Origin of the sequence: Microbacterium sp. LMI13-1-1.1 (assembly GCF_040815625.1) — a bacterium.
Classification (GTDB): Bacteria; Actinomycetota; Actinomycetes; order Actinomycetales; family Microbacteriaceae; genus Microbacterium; species Microbacterium forte.
Genome location: NZ_JBFPNL010000005.1, coordinates 1,264,220 through 1,286,979, shown reverse-complemented (window position 1 = coordinate 1,286,979; position 22,760 = coordinate 1,264,220). Strand labels below are relative to the sequence as shown.

General features: G+C 67.8%; 17 protein-coding genes. 9 read left to right on the top strand and 8 right to left on the bottom strand.

All coding sequences use genetic code 11. From position 1 onward, the window contains the following. Nucleotides 1–21: 21 nt before the first annotated feature. Nucleotides 22–429 carry a RidA family protein gene (locus MRBLMI13_RS12965; RefSeq protein WP_042539310.1) on the top strand — a complete coding sequence of 136 codons (408 nt, stop codon included), beginning with the start codon at nucleotides 22–24 and terminating at the stop codon, nucleotides 427–429. A 96-nt stretch (nucleotides 430–525) separates the two neighbouring features. Then, the gene (locus tag MRBLMI13_RS12960) at nucleotides 526–2,046 is read left to right on the top strand and encodes a L,D-transpeptidase family protein (RefSeq protein ID WP_156145894.1); all 1,521 of its coding nucleotides are present in this window, start codon (nucleotides 526–528) and stop codon (nucleotides 2,044–2,046) included. A gap of 155 nt (nucleotides 2,047–2,201) precedes the next feature. On the opposite strand, the gene MRBLMI13_RS12955 is transcribed toward MRBLMI13_RS12960, so the two are convergent. After that, nucleotides 2,202–4,421 (bottom strand): NADP-dependent isocitrate dehydrogenase, encoded by a 2,220-nt coding sequence (locus tag MRBLMI13_RS12955; protein WP_367823122.1) that lies wholly within the window; start codon nucleotides 4,419–4,421, stop codon nucleotides 2,202–2,204. Nucleotides 4,422–4,601: 180 nt separating this feature from the next. Between MRBLMI13_RS12955 and MRBLMI13_RS12950 the strand changes: the two genes are divergently transcribed. From MRBLMI13_RS12950 to MRBLMI13_RS12920, 7 genes are all read left to right on the top strand, one after another. After that, nucleotides 4,602–5,060, top strand: a complete 459-nt coding sequence (locus tag MRBLMI13_RS12950; protein ID WP_309686644.1) for a GNAT family N-acetyltransferase — start codon at nucleotides 4,602–4,604, stop codon at nucleotides 5,058–5,060. Between the two features lie 210 nt (nucleotides 5,061–5,270). Continuing rightward, nucleotides 5,271–6,284, top strand: coding sequence for a LacI family DNA-binding transcriptional regulator (locus MRBLMI13_RS12945; RefSeq protein ID WP_079112408.1), 1,014 nt, complete (start codon nucleotides 5,271–5,273; stop codon nucleotides 6,282–6,284). 124 nt (nucleotides 6,285–6,408) lie between these two features. Then, complete coding sequence (locus MRBLMI13_RS12940) at nucleotides 6,409–7,716, top strand: ABC transporter substrate-binding protein (protein WP_042539304.1); 1,308 nt, start codon at nucleotides 6,409–6,411, stop codon at nucleotides 7,714–7,716. Nucleotides 7,717–7,774: 58 nt separating this feature from the next. After that, the gene (locus MRBLMI13_RS12935; RefSeq protein ID WP_153302285.1) at nucleotides 7,775–8,740 is read left to right on the top strand and encodes a carbohydrate ABC transporter permease; all 966 of its coding nucleotides are present in this window, start codon (nucleotides 7,775–7,777) and stop codon (nucleotides 8,738–8,740) included. Further along, nucleotides 8,740–9,627 carry a carbohydrate ABC transporter permease gene (locus MRBLMI13_RS12930; RefSeq protein WP_367822985.1) on the top strand — a complete coding sequence of 296 codons (888 nt, stop codon included), beginning with the start codon at nucleotides 8,740–8,742 and terminating at the stop codon, nucleotides 9,625–9,627. The genes MRBLMI13_RS12935 and MRBLMI13_RS12930 overlap by 1 nt, the downstream gene beginning before the upstream one ends. Continuing rightward, nucleotides 9,627–11,861 carry an alpha-xylosidase gene (gene yicI / locus MRBLMI13_RS12925; RefSeq protein WP_367822983.1) on the top strand — a complete coding sequence of 745 codons (2,235 nt, stop codon included), beginning with the start codon at nucleotides 9,627–9,629 and terminating at the stop codon, nucleotides 11,859–11,861. The genes MRBLMI13_RS12930 and yicI overlap by 1 nt, the downstream gene beginning before the upstream one ends. Continuing rightward, a complete protein-coding gene (locus tag MRBLMI13_RS12920; RefSeq protein ID WP_367822981.1) occupies nucleotides 11,858–13,291 on the top strand; it encodes a GH1 family beta-glucosidase in 1,434 nt (477 codons plus the stop codon). The genes yicI and MRBLMI13_RS12920 overlap by 4 nt, the downstream gene beginning before the upstream one ends. Before the next feature lie 51 nt (nucleotides 13,292–13,342). Here the strand turns inward: MRBLMI13_RS12920 and MRBLMI13_RS12915 are convergent, their stop codons facing one another. The 7 genes from MRBLMI13_RS12915 to purN form a co-directional block, all read right to left on the bottom strand. Then, on the bottom strand, nucleotides 13,343–14,146 hold the full coding sequence (locus MRBLMI13_RS12915) for a hypothetical protein (RefSeq protein ID WP_367822979.1): 804 nt from the start codon (nucleotides 14,144–14,146) through the stop codon (nucleotides 13,343–13,345). Nucleotides 14,147–14,257: 111 nt separating this feature from the next. Then, on the bottom strand, nucleotides 14,258–16,072 hold the full coding sequence (locus MRBLMI13_RS12910; RefSeq protein ID WP_367822977.1) for an ABC transporter ATP-binding protein: 1,815 nt from the start codon (nucleotides 16,070–16,072) through the stop codon (nucleotides 14,258–14,260). Continuing rightward, nucleotides 16,069–18,000, bottom strand: coding sequence for an ABC transporter ATP-binding protein (locus MRBLMI13_RS12905; RefSeq protein WP_367822975.1), 1,932 nt, complete (start codon nucleotides 17,998–18,000; stop codon nucleotides 16,069–16,071). Before MRBLMI13_RS12905 ends, MRBLMI13_RS12910 begins: the two co-directional genes overlap by 4 nt. A 367-nt stretch (nucleotides 18,001–18,367) precedes the next feature. Next, nucleotides 18,368–18,865: a methylated-DNA--[protein]-cysteine S-methyltransferase gene (locus tag MRBLMI13_RS12900; RefSeq protein WP_367822973.1), complete on the bottom strand. Its 498-nt coding sequence runs from the start codon at nucleotides 18,863–18,865 to the stop codon at nucleotides 18,368–18,370. After that, nucleotides 18,862–20,361, bottom strand: a complete 1,500-nt coding sequence (locus tag MRBLMI13_RS12895) for a DNA-3-methyladenine glycosylase 2 family protein (protein ID WP_367822971.1) — start codon at nucleotides 20,359–20,361, stop codon at nucleotides 18,862–18,864. Before MRBLMI13_RS12895 ends, MRBLMI13_RS12900 begins: the two co-directional genes overlap by 4 nt. A 155-nt stretch (nucleotides 20,362–20,516) precedes the next feature. Beyond that, entirely contained in the window at nucleotides 20,517–22,124 is a 1,608-nt protein-coding gene (purH, locus tag MRBLMI13_RS12890; RefSeq protein WP_042539287.1) for a bifunctional phosphoribosylaminoimidazolecarboxamide formyltransferase/IMP cyclohydrolase, read from the bottom strand. A 40-nt stretch (nucleotides 22,125–22,164) separates the two neighbouring features. Further along, nucleotides 22,165–22,752, bottom strand: coding sequence for a phosphoribosylglycinamide formyltransferase (gene purN / locus MRBLMI13_RS12885; protein WP_367822969.1), 588 nt, complete (start codon nucleotides 22,750–22,752; stop codon nucleotides 22,165–22,167). Nucleotides 22,753–22,760 lie beyond the last annotated feature (8 nt).

The following is a 22,760-nucleotide window of genomic DNA, read 5'->3' as shown; positions in this document are numbered from 1 at the left end:
CAAGGCTACTAGGCTGGCCTCATGACCGCGAAGATCCGAGTGTCGACCGACGCCGCCCCCGCCCCCGCCCACACCTTCTCGCAGGGCATCCGCAAGGGCCCGATCGTGCAGGTCTCCGGTCAGGGTCCCGTCGATCCCCAGACGAACGAGTATCTCTTCCCGGGTGATGTCGCGGCTCAGACCACACGCACCCTCGAGAACGTCAAGGCGATCGTCGAGGCCTCGGGCGCGACGTTCGACGATGTCGTGATGCTGCGCGTCTACCTGACCAAGCGCGAGGACTTCGCGATCATGAACGATGCGTACGGCGCCTTCGTGACCGCGCACACGACCAGCGGCGTCCTGCCGTCGCGCACCACCGTCTTCACCGGTCTCCCGCGCGAGGAGATGCTCGTCGAGATCGACGGCCTCGCGGTCGTCACCGACTGACGCGAGAGGGATCTCCACAGGTCCACGGACCGTTGCCTCCCCGTTATACGCGATCGCGTAGCATATCGGTAAGGACACGCGAGAAACCGGGGGGTGATGTTCGTGACCGATCTGATCTCAGCGCAGGATGCGAAGACCGAGAAGCTGACCGAGGCGACCGCCTCCGGTGACCAGCTGCAGAACGGCGCGCCCGGCGACTCCGGCAATGCTCCCACCGACTCCCAGCCGCCGAGCAGCGGCGACCGAGAGCTCGCCTGGGCACCGAACGAGCCCGCTCCCAAGAAGAAGCGTCTCGGCCTGTGGATCGGCCTCGGCGTGGGAGCCCTGGCCCTCGGCGCAGGCGCCGCATCGATGATCTTGATCGCCCCGGGCACGACTGTCGCCGGAATCCCCGTCGGCTGGCTCACTCCGGGAGCCGCCGCAGAGACCATCCAGGCTCACGTCGCCGAGACCGAGGTCACTCTCACCGGAGCCGGTGACGACATCGTCCTGACAGGAGCCGATCTCGGTGCCGCGATCGATGCGACCGCGCTCGCCGACGCGGCCTTCGCGGAGCGTCCGCTCTGGAACGTCACCGCATGGATGGGCGATCCCGTCGCCGGGGACATCACTCTCGACCCCGCCACCGCGGAATCCGCGCTGCGCGAGGCAGTGCCCTCAAGCTTCGAAGACCCGGTCGATGCCGGCGTCGTCTTCGACGCCGCGGGCGGAGGCTATGCGATCACGCCTTCGGCACCGGGCACGGGCGTCGACGTCGACGGCCTCACCGCCGCGATCGTCGCGACGATCGCGGACGGCGGGAAGAGCCTCGAGTTCTCCGGCGCCCCGGCCGAAGCTGCCCCCGCCGTCACCGACGAGGACGCCACGACCGTTGCCACCTCACTGAACACGATGCTGGGTTCGATCGGCTTCTACATCGGCGAAGAGCGCACGGTCCCCGTCGACCCGGCGACCGCCTCGACCTGGATCTCGGTCGTCGATGACGAGGGCGAGCTGAGCGTCGTCGCAGATGAAGCCGCGATCCAAGCGACGATCGACGCCCTTCCCGCAGCCGTCAACCGGGAACCCGTCAACGCGACGAACATCGTCGACTCCGGGGGCGAGATCCTCCGCACCGTCGCCGAAGGCGCCAACGGCCGCACGATCGGCGACACCTCGAGCCTCGCATCAGACGTCGCGGCGAAGCTGGAGGCCGGCGAGGGCGTCTTCCCCATCGAGGTGACCGAGACCCCGTTCGAATCGGTCAACCTGGTCCGCAAGATCGACGTGGACCTGAGCTCTCAGACGGCGACTCTCATCGAGAACGGCGCCGTCGTCCGTTCCTGGGCGATCTCGTCGGGCAAGAGCGCGACGCCCACCGACACCGGCAACTTCCGGGTCTACGCGCATGTGCGCGAGCAGACGATGAAGAGCCGCGAGCCGGACGGGTCGATCACCGAGACGCCGAACGTCCCCTGGGTCACGTACTTCAACGGCGACGAGGGCTTCCACGGCACCTACTGGCACAACGACTTCGGCAACCCGCGCAGCCACGGCTGCGTGAACATGCCGATCGACGTCGCCAAGTACGTCTACGAGTGGTCGCCGGTCGGCCTCGAGGTGTCGGTCCACTACTGAGCCTCGCTCCCGACAGAGCTGGCGACCAGTCGGCCCTGAAGGCCGCGGCCTGGCGTATCGCCCGGCTCAGAAAGGCCGCGGCCTTGCGTGTCGCGGAGAACGACGAAGGAGGGGCCGGATGCACGTGCATCCGGCCCCTCCTTCGTCTGTCCGTGTCAGCTCAGTGCGTCGACGATGCCGTTCAGCGTCGTGGACGGGCGCATGACGGCCTCGACCAGTGCGTCGTCGGGGCGGTAGTAGCCGCCGATCTCGACGGACTTGCCCTGCACGGCGTTGAGCTCGGAGACGATCTTCTCCTCGTTCTCCGCGAGCGTGGCGGCGATCGGCGCGAACGACGCCGCGAGCTCGGGGTCCTTCGTCTGCGCCGCGAGCTCCTGCGCCCAGTAGAGCCCCAGGTAGAAGTGGCTTCCGCGGTTGTCGATCGTGCCGAGAGCGCGACCGGGAGAGCGGTCTTCTTCGAGGAAGGTTCCGGTCGCGGCATCCAGCGTCTCAGCGAGGACGCGGGCCTTCTCGTTGCCCGTGCGGTCTGCGAAGTGCTCGAGCGATGCGGCCAGCGCGAAGAACTCGCCCAGGGAATCCCAGCGCAGGTAGTTCTCCTCCACGAGCTGCTGCACGTGCTTGGGCGCAGAGCCACCGGCGCCGGTCTCGAAGAGTCCGCCGCCCGCGAGCAGCGGAACGATCGACAGCATCTTGGCGCTGGTGCCGACCTCGAGGATCGGGAACAGGTCGGTGAGGTAGTCACGCAGCACGTTGCCCGTCACCGAGATGGTGTCGAGGCCGTGACGCATGCGCGCGAGCGTGTAGCGGGTGGCCTCTTCGGGGGCGAGGATCGTGATCGTGAGCCCCTTGGTGTCGAGCGTCGCGAGACCCTGATGCACCTTGGCGATGATCTGCGCGTCGTGCGAGCGGTTGGCGTCCAGCCAGAACACCGCGGGCGCTCCCGAGGCGCGAGCGCGCGTGACGGCGAGCTTGACCCAGTCCATGACCGGAATGTGCTTGGTCTGCGTCGCGCGCCAGATGTCGCCGGCGCCGACCTCGTGCTCGATCAGCACGGTGCCCTCGCTGTCGAGGACCTGGACGGTGCCGGGAGCGGCGATCTCGAAGGTCTTGTCGTGGCTGCCGTACTCCTCGGCCGCCTGGGCCATGAGCCCCACGTTCGGCACGGTGCCGATCGTGGCGGGGTCGAGCGGGCCGTTCGCGATCACATCGTCGATGACGGCCTGGTAGACGCTCGCGTACGAGGAGTCCGGGATGACCGCGAGGGTGTCGGCCTCGCCGCCATCCTCGCCCCACAGCTTGCCGCCGTTGCGGACGAGCGCGGGCATGGAGGCGTCGACGATCACGTCGCTGGGCACGTGCAGGTTCGTGATGCCCTTGTCGGAGTTCACGTACGAGACGCGCGGGCCCTCGGCGAGCGCGCGGTCGAAGGCTGCGGCGATCTCCTCGCCGCCGGCGATGCCGCCGAGACCCGAGAGGATCGACCCGAGACCGTCGTTCGGGTTGAGGCCCGCCTCAGCGAGCTTGTCACCGTACTGAGCGAACACATCCTTGAAGAACACCCTCACGACATGCCCGAAGATGATCGGGTCGCTGACCTTCATCATCGTGGCCTTGAGGTGCACCGAGTAGAGGATGTCGTCGTTCTTCGCCGTCTCCATCGTCTCGGCGAGGAAGGCGTCGAGGTGCGCGGCCGAGAGGAACGTGGCGTCGATGATCTCGCGCGGAAGGACCTTCAGCCCCTCCTTCAGAATCGTCACGGTGCCGTCAGCGGCGGTGTGGCGGAAGCTCAGGACGTCGTCGTGTGCGGCGACCCAGGAGCGTTCGTTGTGCTTGAAGTCGTCGTGACCGAGCGTCGCGACGCGGGTCTTCGAGCCCTCCGCGAACGGCTTGTTGCGGTGCGGGTGCTTCTTGGCGTAGTTCTTGACTGCCAGAGGCGCTCGGCGGTCGCTGTTGCCCTCGCGCAGCACGGGGTTGACCGCGGAGCCCTTGATGCGGTCGTAGCGAGCGCGGACGTCCTTCTCCTCGAGGGAGGTCGGCTCGTCCGGGAAGTCGGGGATGTCGTATCCCTGCGACTGCAGCTCGGCGATCGCGCCCTTGAGCTGCGGGATCGAGGCCGAGATGTTCGGGAGCTTGATGATGTTCGCCTCGGGGAGCGTCGCGAGTCCGCCGAGCTCGGCGAGCGAGTCGCCCACCTGCTGCTCGGGAGCGAGCTTCTGCGGGAATGCGGCGAGGATGCGTCCGCCGAGCGAGATGTCGCGGGTCTCGACCTCGATGCCCGCCTGCCCCGTGAAGGCCTTGATGATCGGCAGGAAGGAGGCTGTGGCGAGAGCCGGTGCCTCGTCCGTGTAGGTGTAGATGATGGCGTCGTCGGTCACCAGGAGGTTCTCCGTTCGCGAGGGCATATTTGTCTCGATACCAAGATACCTGAGGCGCTCCCGGCGCACGTTCGCCGCGAGGAGGCGCCGACATCGACTTCCGGCATTCTGCGCGTGCGCACCCCTGACGAAAGTCGAGGTTTCTGCGCGGGCACCCCCGCGAGGGGCTAGCCTGTGACTATGTCCGAACTGCGCATGGTCGAACTCTCAGCTGCGACGATCGTCGCCGTGAACAACCTGTCGCTGAAGCCCGGACAGGAGCAGTTCCTCGCTCCGGTGTCCTACGGCATCGCGGCGACGGTCATCAACCCGCAGACCTCCTGGCAGCGGGTCGTCCTCGAAGACGATCAGGTCGTCGGGTTCGTCAGCGCCAACTTCGACGCCGAGGCTCCGGAGGAGCATTTCCGTTCGGTGCTGTGGCGCATCAACGTCGACGCTGAAGGCCAGGGCAAGGGCGTCGGCCGCTTCGCGGTCGAGAGCCTGCTCGAGGAGGCCCGCAACCGCGGCTTCGACCACGTCAACGTCATCTACGAGGCCGGAGAAGACGGCCCGGAGGCGTTCTTCCTGCGGGTCGGGTTCACTCCGGTCGGCGAGACCGAGTACTCAGAGGTCATCGCCCAGATCCGCGTCACTTCGTAGACCGGCGGCGGGGTCTCGAATCCCCTCCCCCATCGAGGCCCCGTCGCCCTGTCAGGTGACGTGATGGGACCGCTCCCGCAGCCTCGAGCACGAATTTGTTGCGGATGACCACAAAAGTGTTGCGCGCGGCGTCGAACTCTGCCTATCATCACTTTCGGAAGCGCAAGCGAAACGCTTCGACGATGAACCGATAGCGACGATGGAGTCCTGATGACGACGATTCACGAGGTGGCCCAGGCCGCCGGAGTGTCGATCAGCACGGTCTCTTACGCGCTCAGCGGCAAGCGCCCGGTCTCGGAGAAGACGCGTCGGCGCATCGAGGACGCGGTCCAGACGCTCGGCTACGAGCCCGATGCCGGAGCACGGATGCTGGCTGGCCGCCGCACGCAGATCTTCGGACTCACCGAGCCTCTCCGTGCCGACACCCACGCCCCCACGCACATGGCCTTCGTGCTCGCTGCAGCAGTCGCCGCCCGCCGCCGCGGCTACGACATCCTGCTGCTGACCGACGAGCAGGCATCCGAGGGGATGAACCGCGTCGCCGCGAGCAACCTCGTCGACGCCATCCTCGTGCTCGACGTGGCGCCGGACGACGAGAGAGCGGAGATCGCCCGATCCCTGCGTTCCCCGACCGTCTTCATCGGCATCCCGGACGACGCGGACGGTCTGACCTGCGTCGACCTCGACTTCGAAGGCACAGGGCATCTCGCCGTCGACCGACTGGCCGATGCCGGGCACACCTCCGTCACCCTGCTCGGACAGACCGAGGTCTCGTACCGCAAGTCGAACTTCCCCCGACGACTGCTCCTCGGCGTGCAGGACCGAGCGGCCCAGCGGGGAGTCGACCTCGACTGGGCGACGACCGGAGACACGACGACCGACGCGTCCGCTGTGCGCGCCGCCGCCGAGATGGCATTGAGCCGCGGCGTCCGTGCGTTCATCGTGCACGCCGTCGGCGATGTGCACGAGATCCTCCTCGAGACGATCGCAGCCCACGGGCTGACGGTCGGCGAGGACGTGTCGGTGATCTCGGCCGCCGCATCGTTCGACACGTCCTCGCTCGCGGTTCCCGTCGACACGATCCCGCTCGTGCCGCAGAAGTCGTGCGAGCTCGCCGTCGATCTCGCCGTGCGGCACCTGGAAGAGCCGGGCACGCCCGCCCAGATCCATCTCATCCCCCCCGAGTACCACGTCGCCGGCTCGGTCGCCCCTGCCCGGGAGTGACCACCCGCCGAGAACGCAGCCGCATCGCTGTTGTCGAAACGCTTCGACGACAGCCTCATCACAACTGAACACCCGACCCACTGAAGTGTCCGGCCCCAGGGCCACTGAGAAAGGAGTGCCGACGATGGCACGCACCACACGCAGGACGAAGACGCTGGCGGCCCTCGCCGCGCTCACCGCGACAGGCATCGCACTGAGCGGCTGCACTGCCGGTTCGGCAGACGAGGGCGGCGACGGAGACACCCTCAAGCTCTGGCATTACGAGGGTGCGGACAGCGCCATGGGAAAGGCCTGGGCCGAGGCGATCGCGATCTTCGAAGAAGAGACCGGAGCGACCGTCGAGTTCGAGGAGAAGTCCTTCGAGCAGATCCAGAAGACGGCCAGCCAGGTGCTCGACACCGACGCGGCACCCGACCTCATGGAATTCAACAAGGGCAACGCGACGGCGGGATTCCTGGCCTCCACCGGACTGATCACGGACATCTCCGACGCGGTCGAGGAGTACGGATGGGATGAGAAGCTCGCTCCCTCGCTGCAGACCACCGCGAAGTACTCCGAAGACGGCGTCATGGGCGGCGACACGTGGTTCGGCGTCCCGAACTACGGCGAGTTCGTCGGCGTCTACTACAACCAGGATGCCTTCGCCGCGGCGGGTCTCGAGATCCCCACCACCTACGAGGAGTTCGTCGACGTCCTCGACGCGTTCGTCGCGCAGGGCGTCACCCCGCTCGCCGAGGCCGGCGCCGAGTACCCCCTCGGACAGCTCTGGTACCAGCTCGCGCTGCTCGAAGGCGATCGCGGCTTCGTCGACTCCTACCAGCTGTACGACGGCGAGGTCGACTGGCAGGGCCCGGAGGTCACTGCCGCGTCCGAGACGCTCAAGGACTACGTCGAGAAGGGCTACATCGCCTCGGACGTCTCCTCGGTCAAGGCCGAGGACGCCGGCGTCTCGTTCATCAACGGCACCTCGCCGATCTTCGTATCGGGATCCTGGTGGTTCGGTCGCTTCGTGTCGGAGGCGACCGGCTTCGACTGGACGATGACCGCGTTCCCCGGCGCCGACCTGTCGCTCGGCTCGTCCGGCAACCTCTGGGTCGTCCCCGAGAACGCCGCGAACAAGGAGCTCGCCTACGAGTTCATCGACATCACGATGCGCCCCGAGATCCAGGCGATCATCGGCAACAACGGGGGCCTCCCGGTCGCCGCCGACACCGCCGACATCACAGACGAGAAGAGCGCGGCGCTCATCGAGACCTTCAACGGCGTGCTCGACGCCGACGGGCTCTCGTTCTACCCGGACTGGCCCGCTCCCGGCTTCTACGACGTGATCGTGCAGGAGCTCCAGGGTCTGATCACGGGCACGCAGGATGCGGAGACCACCAACACGAACCTCGGCGAGCAGTATGACGAGGGCACGTCCGAATTCCGTTGATCCGCCCGCGGGGGCGACGACCGCACGGCGTCGCCCCCGCATCCTCCTGGAGATGAACATGTCACTCGTCACCCGACGCGAGGGCCGCACGAAGCTGCCGCCCGAAGAGCCGTCGATCCCGCAGCGCAGCGGCGGGACCGGGGCGTACTGGTTGTACCTGCTCCCCGGCTTCGTGCTTCTGCTCGTCGTCGTCATCGTCCCGCTGATCTGGAACGTCTACCTGACCTTCACCAAGTGGAAGGGAGTGCGCGCCCCCGAGTTCATCGGTCTCGAGAACTGGCAGAAGATCCTCACCGACAGCGACTTCTGGACCTCGTTCACGAACTCCGTGTGGATGATCCTCGCCATGGTCGTGGTGCCGACGATCGTCGGCCTGATCGTCGCAGCCCTGCTCTTCGACGTGGTCGGACGCAAGTTCGGCGGCAAGGTCGGCAGCTTCCTGCGCGCGACCTACTATCTCCCCCAGATCCTCCCCATCGCCGTCGCCGGCATCGTGATCGGCTGGATCGTCCGGCCGGGTGGCGACGGCGCGCTCAACCAGATCCTCGGTTGGTTCGGCATTCCCGCCTACGACTGGCTCGGCCAGATGCCGTCAGCCCTCATCGTGCTGATGGTCGTCATGGTGTGGGTGCAGCTCGGCTACCCGGTCGTCGTCTTCATGGCGGCGCTCCAGCGCGTCGATCCCGAGCTGTACGAAGCAGCCGAACTCGACGGCGCGAACTGGTTCCAGCGATTCACCGCGATCACGATGAGCATCATCCGCCCGGAGATCTTCGTCGTCACGCTCACCTGCACGATCGCCGCCCTCAAAGTCTTCGGCCCCGTGTACATCATCACGCGCGGCGGCCCCGCCGGTGCCACTCTGGTGCCCGCCTACTACGCCTATCAGGAGTTCTTCACCAAGCGGAACGTCGGCTACGGCGCGACCATCGCCACCGTGCTGACCATCGTCGTGGTGATCGTGTCGATCATCTTCATCCGCGTGCAGAACTCGCTCGAGCGCAAGGAAAGGGCGGGTCTCTGATGCACGCCACCACCGCCATCGTCACCGGCAAGCCCTCCCAGAAACGCCCTCGCGGCGGGATGACCAGGAAGCGCCCCGTCGACTGGCTCATGCTCGCGCTCGTCGTGATCGGCGCACTGCTCATCATCGCGCCGTTCTACCTCGTGCTGGTCAACTCGTTCAAGTCCCCTGTCGACTACGCCACATCGGGTCCGCTCGCCTTGCCCGAGACGCTGGACTTCGGCGGGATCATCAAATTCTGGGAGCGGGTGAACTTCCCCGAGAAGGTGTGGAACTCGATCTTCATCGCCGGCATCGTCTCGGTGCTCGCCGTCGTGATCTCGATGCTCAACGCCTTCGCGATCGGCATCGGCCGCGTCCGCGGGCGCAGCTGGATCGTGCTGCTCTTCCTGCTCGCCAACCTGCTGCCGCAGGAGGCGCTGCTCTACCCGCTGTACTACATGTTCAAGTCCGTCGGCCTGTACGACAACGTGTGGTCGGTGATCATCGTCTTCACGGTCATCCAGGCGGCTTTCGGCACATACCTGCTGTCGTCCGTCTACGGCACGTTCCCCAAGGAGATCCTCGAAGCGGCATCCATCGACGGTGCGAATCGCTGGCAGATCCTCTGGCGGATCGTCTTCCCGATCAGCCGCCCGACCCTGTCGGTGCTGCTCATCTTCTTCTTCATCTGGACGTGGAACGAGTTCCTGATCCCGCTGACCTTCCTCGCATCGAATGCGAATCAGACGGTCCCCGTGGCGATCAGCGTGCTGCAGGGCGACCGGCTCATGGACGTCACGACCACGAGCGCCTCCGCCCTCCTCGGCATCATCCCCACGCTCATCTTCTTCCTCATCTTCCAGCGCACCCTCACACGCGGCATCACGGCAGGAGCAGTCAAGTAATGAAGTTCACCGACGGGTTCTGGCAACTGCGTCCTGGGGTCACCGCGCTGTACGCGCAGGAGGCCTATGACATCGCCGAGACCGACGACACCCCCGACGGACGCGGCATCGTCATCACAGCACCCACCATGGTGATCGCCAAGCGCGGCGACACCCTGAACCGGCCGGTGCTGACGACCACGCTCTCATCGCCCGCCGAGGGGGTGGTGCGCGTCCGCATCGCGCACCACGAAGGAGGCCGCTGGCACGGCGGCTTCGGTCTTCCCGGGGCAGGATCCGGAGCGGCATCCGTGTCCCTCACCGAGGGGGGTGGCGCTCTCGATGCCGGTTCGCTCGTCGCACGGATCACGAAGGGCGCGCCCTGGGACCTCGCATTCGAGGTCGACGGGAGACGCGTGACCGGAAGCGCGCACAAGGCCCAGGGATACGTGCGACTCGCCCCGGACGCGCAGGTCGACGCCGGCATCGTCGACAATGCACGACAGGGCGGCTCGACCCCGAACGGATCCGTCTTCGTGCACGAGCAGCTCGACCTCGGAGTCGGCGAGCTGATCTACGGTCTCGGCGAGCGCTTCGGTCCGCTGGTGAAGAACGGCCAGTCGGTCGACATCTGGAACGCCGACGGCGGCACCTCCAGCGAGCAGGCCTACAAGAGCATCCCGTTCCATCTCTCGAATCGCGGCTACGGCGTGCTCGTGAACGACCCGGGCCACGTGTCGTACGAGATCGGATCGGAGTCGGTCGAGCGCGTGCAGTTCTCCGTCTCCGGCGAGGTGCTCGAGTACTTCGTCATCGCTGGTCCGACGCCGAAGGATGTCCTGGGACGCTACACCGCTCTCACCGGACGACCGCCCGTGGTGCCGGCCTGGTCGTACGGGCTCTGGCTGTCGACGAGCTTCACGACCGACTACGACGAGAAGACCGTCAACTCGTTCATCGACGAGATGGCGGCGCGTGAGCTGCCGGTGTCCGTGTTCCACTTCGACTGCTTCTGGATGCGCGAGTTCAACTGGACCGACTTCGTCTGGGATTCCCGGGTGTTCCCCGACCCCGAGGGCATGCTGTCGCGACTGCACGACAAGGACCTGCGCGTCTGCGTCTGGATCAACCCGTACATCGCGCAGCGCTCCCCCCTCTTCCGTGAGGCGGCTGATCAGGGCTACCTCGTGATGCGCCCCGACGGGTCGGTCTGGCAATGGGATCTCTGGCAGGCGGGAATGGGGCTCGTCGACTTCACCAATCCGGATGCGACCGCCTGGTACCAGGCGAAGCTCCGCGAGCTCATCGCACAGGGCGTGGACTGCTTCAAGACCGACTTCGGCGAACGCATCCCCACCGAGGTGGTCTGGGCCGACGGCTCCGACCCCGAGCGCATGCACAACCTGTACACCGATCTCTACAACCGAGCCGTGCACGATGTGCTCGTCGAAGCGCGAGGCGCAGACGACGCCGTGCTGTTCGCGCGCTCGGCGACCGCCGGCGGGCAGAGCATGCCGGTGCACTGGGGCGGCGACTCGACGTCGACCTACGCGTCGATGGCCGAGACCCTGCGCGGCGGGCTCTCGCTCGCACTGAGCGGCTTCGCCTTCTGGAGCCACGACATCGGCGGATTCGAGGGCACTCCGGATGCCGGTGTGTTCAAACGCTGGACGGCCTTCGGTCTGCTCGGCTCGCACTCGCGCTTCCATGGATCGAGCTCCTACCGGGTGCCGTGGGCATTCGACGAGGAGGCCGTCGACGTGACGAGGCGATTCACGCACCTCAAGATGCAGCTGATGCCCTACCTGTATCAACAGGGCATCATCGCATCGAGGACGGGCCTGCCCGTGATGCGGCCGATGCAGCTGGAGTTCCCCGATGACCCGGCCGTCGGCTACCTCGACCGGCAGTACATGCTCGGCACCGACCTGCTCGTGGCGCCCGTCTTCTCCGAGGACGGATCGGTCGAGTTCTATCTGCCGGAGGGCGAGTGGACCTCGCTGCTGAGCGGCGAAACCGTCTCGGGCGGGGGCTGGCACCGAGAGACCCACTCCTTCGACTCGCTTCCGCTGTACGTGCGACCAGGCACGGCACTCCCCTGGGGTGCCCGCACCGACAGACCCGACTACGACTATCACGACGGCCTGCGACTGCGGGTGTTCCCGGGCGGATCGGGCTCGGCGTCCGTGACCGTCACGAGCCCGGACGGCCATGAGAAGATCTACGAAACCGACCTGACTGAGGTGACCCGGTGACTCTCTCTCCTGCCGATGACTACCGCGGATCCGGACTCGTGCTGCCCGAGGGCTTCACGTTCGGATCGGCTACCGCCTCCTACCAGATCGAGGGGGCGGCCGCCGAAGACGGGCGCACGCCGTCGATCTGGGACACGTTCAGCAAGACGCCGGGAAAGGTGTGGAACGGCGACACCGGCGATGTGGCCTGCGACCACTACCACCGCGTCGATGAGGACCTCGATCTGATGTCGGATCTCGGACTGCAGGCGTACCGATTCTCCATCGCCTGGCCGCGGATCGTTCCCGCGGCGGACGGCACCGTGAACCAGGCGGGGATCGATTTCTACTCTCGTCTGGTCGACGGACTGCTCGAGCGGGGCATCAAGCCGGTGGCGACCCTCTATCACTGGGACCTCCCCCAGTACCTCGAAGGCGCAGGCGGGTGGACCTCCCGGTCGACGACCGACGCCTTCGAGCGATACGCGTCGATCATGGGGGCGGCGCTCGGCGACCGGGTGCACACCTGGACGACGCTCAACGAGCCCTGGTGCTCGGCCTATCTGGGATACGGGCAGGGTGGTCACGCGCCGGGCCGCCACGAGCCTGTCTCCGCCCTGGCCGCCGTGCACCACCTGAACCTCGCGCACGGGCGCGCGGTCCAGGCGCTCCGCGCCACGTCGACCGGCGACCCCGACTACTCGGTGACACTGAACTTCCATGTGCTGCGCGGCGTGGGCGACGGCGCAGACGAGGCTATGCGCCGGATCGACGCTCTGGCGAACCGCGCGTTCACGCATCCGATGCTGCGCGGCGAGTATCCCCCGGATCTCCTCGAGGACACGGCCTCGGTCACGGACTGGTCGTTCGTGCACGACGGCGACCTCGCCACCGTCAACCAGCCGATCGATGTGCTCGGAGTAAACTACTACTCCACCGCGACGGTGCGGCTCTGGGACGGCGTCTCGGAGAAGCAGCAGAACGACGGGCACAAGGGCACGGCCGGAGGCACCGCGTGGCCGGGCAGCGATCAGCTGGTCGAGTTCGTCGAGCAGCCCGGGCCCTACACGGCGATGGGGTGGAACATCGCGCCGGAGGGACTCGAAGAGCTGCTCGTCTCACTGTCGGAGCAGTTCCCCGCCCAGCCGCTGATGGTCACCGAGAACGGCGCCGCGTTCGATGACGAGGTCGCTGCCGACGGCTCAGTGCCCGATCCCGAGCGCACGGACTACCTGCGACGTCACTTCACCGCCGCTCACCGTGCGATCGAGCGGGGTGTCGACCTGCGGGGCTACTTCGTGTGGTCGCTGCTCGACAACTTCGAGTGGGGGTACGGCTACGCCAAGAGGTTCGGCATCGTGCGCGTGGACTTCGACTCGCTCGAACGCACCGTCAAGGACTCGGGGCGCTGGTATCGCGAGCTCATCGCCTCACGCACGATCGGGGCCTGACCCTTCGGATGCGCACCACCGACCGCCGCCTTTCCTCCTCGGAGGCGGCGGTCACTGCTTGCCTGGCCGCTTGCGCTCGTTCCAGGCCGCGAGTGCCGATGCCGCGGCGCCGGCTGCGCGATCGATCGCGTCGGCGGAGCGGCTGATCATGTCCTGCGCGGCGTCCTGCCAGGCCGACGACGGCTGGGGTGCCTCGCCCGCCTGAACCCTCGCCGAATGCTCCGCGGCCTCGAAGGCGCGCTCGAGTTCGGCGACGGCATCGCGGTAGGCGGCGAAGTACTCAGCGCTGACCCGTCCGGTGGCGGCGCGGCGCATCTCGACCGCATGCGCTGCCGCCCGGAGATACGCCGCTGTCGCGGGCTGCTTGACGTCGGTCATCGCCGGGTACGCGATCTGCAGGCCGGCATCCGTCTCATAGTTCATCCAGCGCACGACGATCGCCTCATGCTGCGCCTGGAGACGCTCCAGGGGGCGAGGGGCGGATGCTGCGGGGATCGCCGCGCGCGCGGCGTTGAGCCGAACCTGCTTGGCGCGCACGTCTGCGGCGGCAGCCTTGGCATCGTTCTCCTTGGCGCGCAGCATCCGCTTGGCGCCGGCCACCTGCTCGGGAGTCGCTCGGCGCGCGCTGCGCTCGGCCGAGATGCGCGCGACGTCGGCCCTGGCCAACTTCACGGCCATCCGTCGTTCGACCGCCGTCTGCTGCGCGGCCTTGAGATCGTGCCGGGCCGCGTCGTACTCGAGCCGGCGGCCGCTCTTCGTGCTGCGACGACGCAACCCGACCGCCCCGGCCGCGACTCCGCCGGCCGCGACGGGCGCGATCCACCACAACTCGACGGCGAGAAGCAACGGATCCATACTTCGATGCTACCCAGGCCGACGCCTCACCGCTCCGCCGTCTCCCCGGCGTACGACCGAGGCCACGACCGATGATCGGTCGTGGCCCCGGTGTTCAGGAATCGGGCTCGTTCACACCAAGGTCTCCTGCCAGGCGGCGTGGAGCTGCGCGAACTTGCCCGTGCCGCTGATGAGTGCCTCCGGCGTGTCATCCTCGATGATCTTCCCGTGCTCCATCACCAGCACCCGGTCGGCGATCGCGACCGTCGAGAGACGGTGCGCGATGATGATCGCCGTGCGGTCCTTGAGCAGCGTCTGCAGCGCGTCCTGAATCAGACGCTCCGAGGGGATGTCGAGCGACGCGGTGGCCTCGTCGAGGATCAGCACCGCAGGGTCGGCGAGGAACGCTCGGGCGAACGATATCAGCTGACGCTGACCTGCCGACACACGACCACCGCGCTTGTTGACGTCGGTGCGGTACCCGTCGGGCAGCGACGAGATGAACTCGTCCGCCCCGACCGCGCGGGCAGCCGCGCGGATCTCGTCGAGCGAGGCGTCGGGCTTTCCGAGAGCGATGTTGTCGGCGACCGTTCCGCTGAAGAGATAAGCCTCCTGCGTCACCATGACGATGGCCCGGCGAAGATCCTTCGGGTGCAGGTTGCGCAGGTCGACTCCGTCGAGCGTCACCTTTCCGATCGACGGATCGTAGAACCGGGAGATCAGCTTCGCGAGCGTGGACTTCCCCGCTCCGGTGGTGCCCACCAGAGCGATGGTCTGCCCAGCGGGGATGTCGAGCGAGAAGTTCGGCAGGATCGTCTTCTCACCGTTGTAGCCGAACGTCACCTCATCGAACTCGATGTGTCCTCGCGACTCCCAGAGGTCGACCGGCTTCTCGGGATCCGGAACGGTCGGCACCTCCTCGAGCACGCCGGACACCTTCTCCAGCGCCGCCGTGGCGGACTGGTAGGAGTTGAGGAACATCGCGATCTCCTGCATCGGAGCGAAGAAGTTGCGCACGTACAGCACAGCCGACAGCAGCACGCCGACGGTGAGCGCCCCCTCGGACACTCGGATGCCACCCCAGAGCACGACGATGCCGAGCACCAGAGCCGCGACGCCCATCAGACCGGGCTCGAACGTGCCGAACAGCAGCATCGAGCGTCGGTTGACGTCCCGATAGTCGCCCGCGATCTTCTGGAACGCCACATCGTTGCGGGGTTCCTTGCGGAACGCCTTCACCGCTCGGATGCCCGTCATCGTCTCGACGAACTGCACGATCACCTTCGCGCTGATCACGCGCGACTCGCGGTAGACGAGCTGAGAGCGCGAGTAGAACCAGCGCATCAGGAAGAACAGCGGCACGCCGCCGATCGCGAGGATGAGCCCGGACTGCCAGTCCCACACGCACAGCGCGATGAACGTGAACAGGCCGAACAGCACGCCGGAGACGAGCTCGTTCAGTCCGCCGTCGAGAAGCTCCTTGATCGAGTCGAGATCGCTCGTCTGGCGCGAGATGATGCGACCGGACGTGTACGACTCGTGGAACTCCAGGCTGAGGCGCTGAGTGTGCAGGAAGATCCGCTTGCGGAGGTCCAGCAGCACCGCCTGCGTGAGCTTGGCCGCGATGATGACGTACCAGGCGATCATCGCCGCCGCGACCGCCCCGGCGAGGAGATAGACCCCGCCGATCATGAAGGTCGGCATCCAGTCCGCGCGCTCGAGCACGGCGGGCAGGGCCCGGTCGAGTCCGATGCTGATCAGGATCGGACCGGCGACCTGGAGCGCCGTCGAGATCACGAGCACGATCGCCGCGAGCGCGATCTGCGCCTTGAGGGGACGCACGAGCGAGCCCAGCAGTCGGAGCGAGCGACGCCGGATGGCCCGGCTCTCCTCCTTGGTGTAGCTGGAGCGGTCTTCGTCCTGGGTTCCGGTGATCGCGGTGCTCATCGCTGCACCTCCTTCTCGGTGATGATGTCTTGGTCGGCGGCATGCTCGCGGAGCCCGGCCTGAACTGTGGCGTCGATCTCAGCCTGCTCGTCGCGGATGATCGGGATGGCGCCCGTACGCGCCGCCTCCTCGGCCTCGAGGCTCGAGATGACGTGCCGGTAGTGACGGCTCGTCCTCAGCAGTTCGCTGTGGGTTCCGACGGCGGTGACGCGGCCGGCCTCGAGCAGCGCCACGCGGTCGGCGAGGGCCACGGTCGAGGGGCGGTGCGCCACGATCATCGCCGTGGTGTCGGCCAGCACGTGCCGCAGCGCCTCTTCGACGAGAGCCTCGGTGTCGACGTCGAGCGCGGACAGCGGGTCGTCGAGCACGAGCACCTTCGGGTTCGCGGCGACGGCCCTGGCGAGTGCCAGACGCTGACGCTGCCCACCGGAGAGGCTCAGCCCCTCCTCGCCGATGACGGTCTCGACGCCCTCGGGCAACGAGTCCACGAAGGCCGCCTGGGCGACCTCGAGAGCCTCGCGCAGCACACGCTCGCCCTCCTCGCTGTGCACGTCGAGGTCGGCGCGCCCCAGCAGCACGTTCTCACGAACGGTCGCCGAGAACAGCGTGGCGTCTTCGAAGGCCATCGCGATGTGCTGGCGCAGCTCCGCGAGCGGCAGATCCCGCACGTCGACGCCGTCGAGCGTGACCCGCCCGCCGGTGACGTCATAGAGACGCGTCGGCAGCGTGGTCAGCGTGGTCTTGCCGCTGCCGGTCAGTCCGACGAGCGCCATGGTCTCGCCCGGCCGCAGCACGAGATCGATGCCGTCGAGCAGGTCGCGTTCGTGCTCTCCTGCGTCCTGGTACCGGAAGTGCGCCGCCTCGAAAGCCAGCTCGCCGCGGGGTTCCGCGATGTGCACCGGGTTCTCGGGGTCGGTGATGGAGTTCGTCTCGGAGTAGATGTCGAACACGCGGTCGGTCGCCGTGCGCGCATCGAGCATGAACGAGAACAGGAAGCCGATCGACTCGATGGGCCAGCGGAGCACCACGGCCATGGCGAAGAACGCGAACAGCTGCGCCTGATCGATCTCGCCCTGCGAGATGAGCCAGATGCCCGACATCAGGCTGAGGCCGAAGGCGATCTGCGGCATGAGGTCGAGCCAGAACCAGATCGACGCGATCGCGCCGGCCTTGCTCATCTCGGTCTCGCGAAGCGTCTCGGCCTGACGACTGAAGCGACCGAGGGCGTGCTTGCCGCGACCGAAGGCCTTGAGCACGCGGATGCCGTGCACACTCTCCTCGACGCTGGTCGCGAGGTCGCCGGCCTGGTCCTGGCTGCGGCGCGTGAGCGCGCCGTAGCGCTTCTCGAAGAGGTAGCCGCGGATCCACAGCGGAATGGCGGTGACGATGAAGATGACGCCCAGCAGCCAGTGCCAGCGGAACAGCAGCACCGAGCCGATGATGATCGTCAGCACGTTGACCACGAGCAGCACGAGACCGAACGCCAGCCACCGGCGGATCAGGCCGATGTCCTGCATCATGCGGCTCAGCAGCTGCCCCGACTGCCAGCGGTCGTGGAACGAGACCGGCAACGTCTGGAGTCGCGAGTAGAGCTCGGTGCGCATCTTGTACTCGACCTGCGTCGCCGGGTTGAGCACGAACTGGCGGCGCAGCCACACCATCAGCGCCTCACCGAGGGCGAGACCGAAGACCGCGAGCGCACCCCAGGCGATGGCGTCGAGCGCGCCGGTCTGCACCGGTCCGCGCATGATCTGCTCCAGCACGATCGGAATCATCAGCGCGATGACCGCGGCCACGAGGGCGCTGGCGGCACCTCCGGCGAGCCGCCAGATGACGGGCTTCACGAAGGGCTTCAGGCGCCACAGGGCTGCCGGCGTGGAGAGGGACGAGGAGGAAGAGGCGTTCTGCGATGAAGGCGAGGAAGACATGTCTCTCAGACGAGTTTCGTATGGGGAAGCGGTTGCTGAAGGGGGCGGACGCAGCAACGGACTCTCGGAGTCCGGCATCCGGTGAGGTCGTGCGTGTCGGAAAGTGGCTCTAGCGGAGCGGGCGCACCGGGGTCGAGCCGAGAGCGGCGATCTGCACAGCGGCGATCGATGTCATGGTGTCCTCCTCAGGCTCGGCGATGTCGTCCCGGTCGGTGCGACAGCCCACCAGCCTATTCCTGTGAACAAGCTGAGCGCAAGAGAGATTCCCGATTCCTCGACGTCGTCTTCCTCTGGCGACATCGCATGCCGGGATGCCCGTCTTGGTGACGGGCGATAGCGCTTCAGCGCCGGCCGACGATTCTGCGACTCATCCCCGCGCGGCTTCCCTCTCCAACAGACTCGCTTTGACGTCGAGTCCCCACGCGAACCCGCCGAGCGTGCCGTCGGAGCGCAGCACGCGATGGCACGGGACGAACAGCGCCGGAGCGTTGCGCGCGCAGATCGAGGCAGCGGCCCGCACCGCCCGAGGGTTGCCGAGCCGCGCCGCGAACGAGGTGTAGGTCAGCGGCTCCCCCGGCTCGATCTCACGCAGCGCCGACCATCCGGCCAGCTGCAGCGTCGTGCCCGTCTGCTTCACCGCGACCGCGTCGATCGCCGAGAGGTCTCCGGCGTAGAACGCGAGCGCCGCGGCTGCCGCATCCGTGTCGCGCTCGCGCACCTGAGTCGGTCGACCCTGGGTCGAGAGGCGGGCGACGATCGTCGCCTGATCGGCAGTCCATCCCGAGCAAAGCACTCGCTGATGCTCGTCGGCGAGGATGGTGAACGGCCCGTCCGGGGTCTCGATGGTCTGGATCATGGCGTTCATGGGGTCTCCTTCACAAGGGTGGTGGTCTGGGACGCGCGCGTCCGTCGCACAGGGCGGGCCGGTGCTGCGCGCCAGAGATGTGCGCTGAGATAGCTGCGCCACGGGGCGGTGCGCTCCGCCCACGCGACGAGCGGCCGCGGATCGCCCGGAAGCCCGGACGCGGCGGCCCCTGCGCGCAGTGCGACATCGCCGGGGAGAAGCACGTCGGGGTCGCCGAGCACACGCATCCGCACGTAGTCGGCCGTCCAGGGACCGATGCCCGGCATCGCGAGCAGGGCGGCTCGCTGCTCGACGCCGTCGTCTCCGACCGTGAGCGAGAGCGAGCCGCCGGCGAGAGCTGCCGCAGCACCGACGATCGCCCTGATACGAGCCCCCGGCCCGCGCAGCACCTCGGCCCCTCGCTCGGCGATCGCCGACATCGTGGGGAACAGAAGCCCCTGCTCCGTGCGCTCCCCCAGCGCCTCGGTCAGGGCCGTCAGGGCAGTGCGAGCGGCGACGACCGTGATCTGCTGACCGATCATCGCGCGGATCAGCATCTCATGCGGATCCGCCGAACCGGGCACACGGATGCCGGGAGTGCGCGCGACGAGCGGAGCGAGCTCCGGATGCGCGCTCAGCGCCTCGTCGACGGCAAGAGGGTCGGCGTCGAGATCGAAGATCCGTCGCACGGTCGACACCAGCGGAGCGAGGTCGCCGAGCTGCGCGACACGGGCACGCAGGTGCAGTCGCTCCGTCGCATCCTGCCTCACCTCGAACCATGCGGGCCCGCCCGCCATGCGCAGATGACGCGAGAACGACGTGGCCGTGGCCTCTTCGACCCCCGACACCGCACGGGCCGCCATCCAGTGGAAGACGCCGGCCGCATCGAGAGGACCGCGATACGGGAGGACGAGGTCGATCGCGCCGGGAGCAGCCGACGCCGGCGTCTTCCGACGGGCCCTGAGCTCGCCCGGCGTCAGGCCGAACACCTCGCGGATCGTGTCGTTGCACTGCCGGATGCTCGCGAAGCCCGCGGAGAACGCGACGTCGGAGATCTGCATGTCCGTGCCGACGAGCAGCATCCGCGCCGTGTGCGCCCGATGCGCCCGCGCGAGGGCGAGAGGACCCGCACCGAGCTCGGTCGAGAGCAGCCGGGTGAGGTGCCGGGTCGAGTATCCGAGACGCACGGCGAGCCCGGAGACCCCCTCGCGCTCGACCACGCCCGAGGCGATGAGACGCATCGCCCGAGCGGCGACGTCGCTGCGCAGATCCCACGCGGGCGAGCCGGGGGCCGCCTCGGGGAGGCATCGTTTGCACGCTCGGAAGCCCGCCTCGTGAGCCGCCGCGCTGGTCGGGTAGAAGGTGACGTTCTGCGGCTTGGGTGTGCGCGCGGGGCAGCTCGGCCGGCAGTAGATGCCGGTGGAGCTCACGGCGGTCACGAACTGACCGTCGAAGCGCGTGTCACGTGCGCTGATCGCGCGATATCGCTCGTCGAAGTCGGTCACGGGGAAGCTCATGGCTCCACTCTGTCATGCTCCTCCGACGCTGACTGGCGGAAATCGGACATCACTGTGGACATCGGTCTCACCCCCCCTGCAGACAGCGCGAGACCCCTCGCGCCGACGTCGACGCGAGGGGTCTCGGAGGTGCTGCGACCCTGGGGCCGGACTCCTCAGTGGAAGAAGTGACGCTCTCCGGTGAAGAACATCGTGACTCCGGCCTTGCGTGCGGCGTCGACGACCTCTTCGTCTCGCACCGAGCCGCCGGGCTGGACGATCGCCGTGACGCCCGCGTCGATGAGCACCTGCGCGCCATCGGCGAAGGGGAAGAACGCATCGGATGCGGCGACCGAGCCCGCTGCCCGGTCACCGGCACGCTCGACGGCGAGCCGGCACGAGTCGACACGATTGACCTGGCCCATGCCGACGCCGACCGTGGCGTTGTCCTTCGCGAGGACGATGGCGTTCGACTTCACGGCACGGCACGCCTTCCACGCGAAGATCAGGTTCTCCATCTCCTCGTCGCTGGGGCGCTCGCCCGAGACGAGCTCCCAGTTCTTCGCGACCGACACGATGTCGTCGGGGAAGCGGTCGGCGTCCTGCAGCAGAAGCCCTCCCGAGACCAGGCGCACGTCCATGCGCTCCTGCTGCCAGTCCTGCGGAAGCTGCAGCAGACGCAGGTTCTTCTTCGCCTTGAACACCTCGAGCGCTGCGGGCTCGAACGACGGAGCGACGATGACCTCGGTGAAGATGTCCTTGAGGTTCTCGGCCATCTTGAGCGTCACGGTGCCGTTCGCGGCGATCACACCGCCGTACGCCGACACGGGGTCGCACTCATGCGCACGGATGTGCGCGCTCGCGATCGGGTCGAGGGCGTTGGGCGCGGTGGTCGCGATGCCGCACGGGTTCGCGTGCTTGATGATCGCGACGGCCGGCTTCACCATGTCGTACGCGGCGCGCAGCGCGGCATCCGCATCGACGTAGTTGTTGTACGACATCTCCTTGCCCTGCAGCTGCGTCGCCTGCGCGATGCCGTGGCCGCCGACGCGCGTGTAGATCGCGCCGCGCTGGTGCGAGTTCTCGCCGTAGCGCAGGGTGTTGAGAAGCTCGGCCTGGATCGTGAGGTGGGTGGGCAGGTCCTCGCCCTCCCCGAGCGTGCCCTCGGCGAACCAGGAGGCGACCGCCGTGTCGTACGCGGCGGTGTGCGCGAAGGCGCGGGCCGCGAGCTCGCGGCGCTGCGTCAGCGTGGTGCCGCCGTTCTCGATGGCGCTGATGATGCCGGGGTACGACTGCGGTGAGACGACGATCGCGACGTTCGCGTGGTTCTTGGCCGCGGCGCGGACCATGGCAGGCCCGCCGATGTCGATCTGCTCGACGACGTCGTCGCCCTCGGCGCCCGAGGCGACAGTCTCGACGAAGGGGTAGAGGTTCACGACGACGAGCTCGAACGGCGCGATGTCGAGGTCGGCGAGCTGACGCTCGTGATCCTCGAGGCGGAGGTCCGCGAGCAGGCCGCCGTGGATCTTGGGATGCAGCGTCTTCACGCGCCCGTCGAGCATCTCGGCGACGCCGGTGACGGCGGCGACATCGGTCACCTCGAATCCGGCCTCGCGGATGGTGGAGGCGGTCGAGCCGGTCGAGACGATCTGCACACCCGCATCGGCGAGCGCCGCCGCGAGCACGAGCAGATCGGTCTTGTCGCTCACCGAGACGAGCGCCCGGCGCACCGGGACGGTGTCGCGGTCGCGGTACAGCGAATGATCGTGGCGGGGTCCGGCCATGAGGGGCTCCTTCGTGCGAGGGGGGCGTGCGTGGATCGGGTCAGGATGCGGAGGTCAACGAGAGCTCGCCGGTCGCGATGCGGCGCACCACGTCGATGAGCAGTCGGCGTTCGACGGGCTTGATGCGCTCGTGCAGGCTGTGCTCGGTGTCGCCTTCGATGACCGGCACCCTCTCCTGGGCGAGGATCGGCCCGGTGTCGACGCCGTCGTCGACGACGATCACGCTCGCGCCGGTCTCCGAGACGCCCGCGGCGAGCGCATCGCGCACTCCGTGTGCACCGGGGAACTCAGGCAGGTAGGCGGGATGCGTGTTGATGAGCCGCGGCGCGAGGTCCGCGACGAGCGCAGCGGGAAGCAGGCGCATCAGGCCGCTGAGCACGACGAGGTCTGCATTCCAGACCGCGAGCTGTCGGCCGAGTTCTTCACCCCACGCCTCACGAGACTCGTGCTCGTGCCAGGGAACCGTGAAGCTCGGGATGCCGAACTCCTCGGCGTGGGCGAGGCCATCGGCTTCGCGGTCGGCGCCGACGACCACCACCCGCGCAGGAAAATCGGGGTGGCGAGCAGCCTCGAGGAGGGCGCGAAGGTTCGAGCCGGTGCCCGAGATGAGAACGGCGACCGTGAGCACGCGCCCAG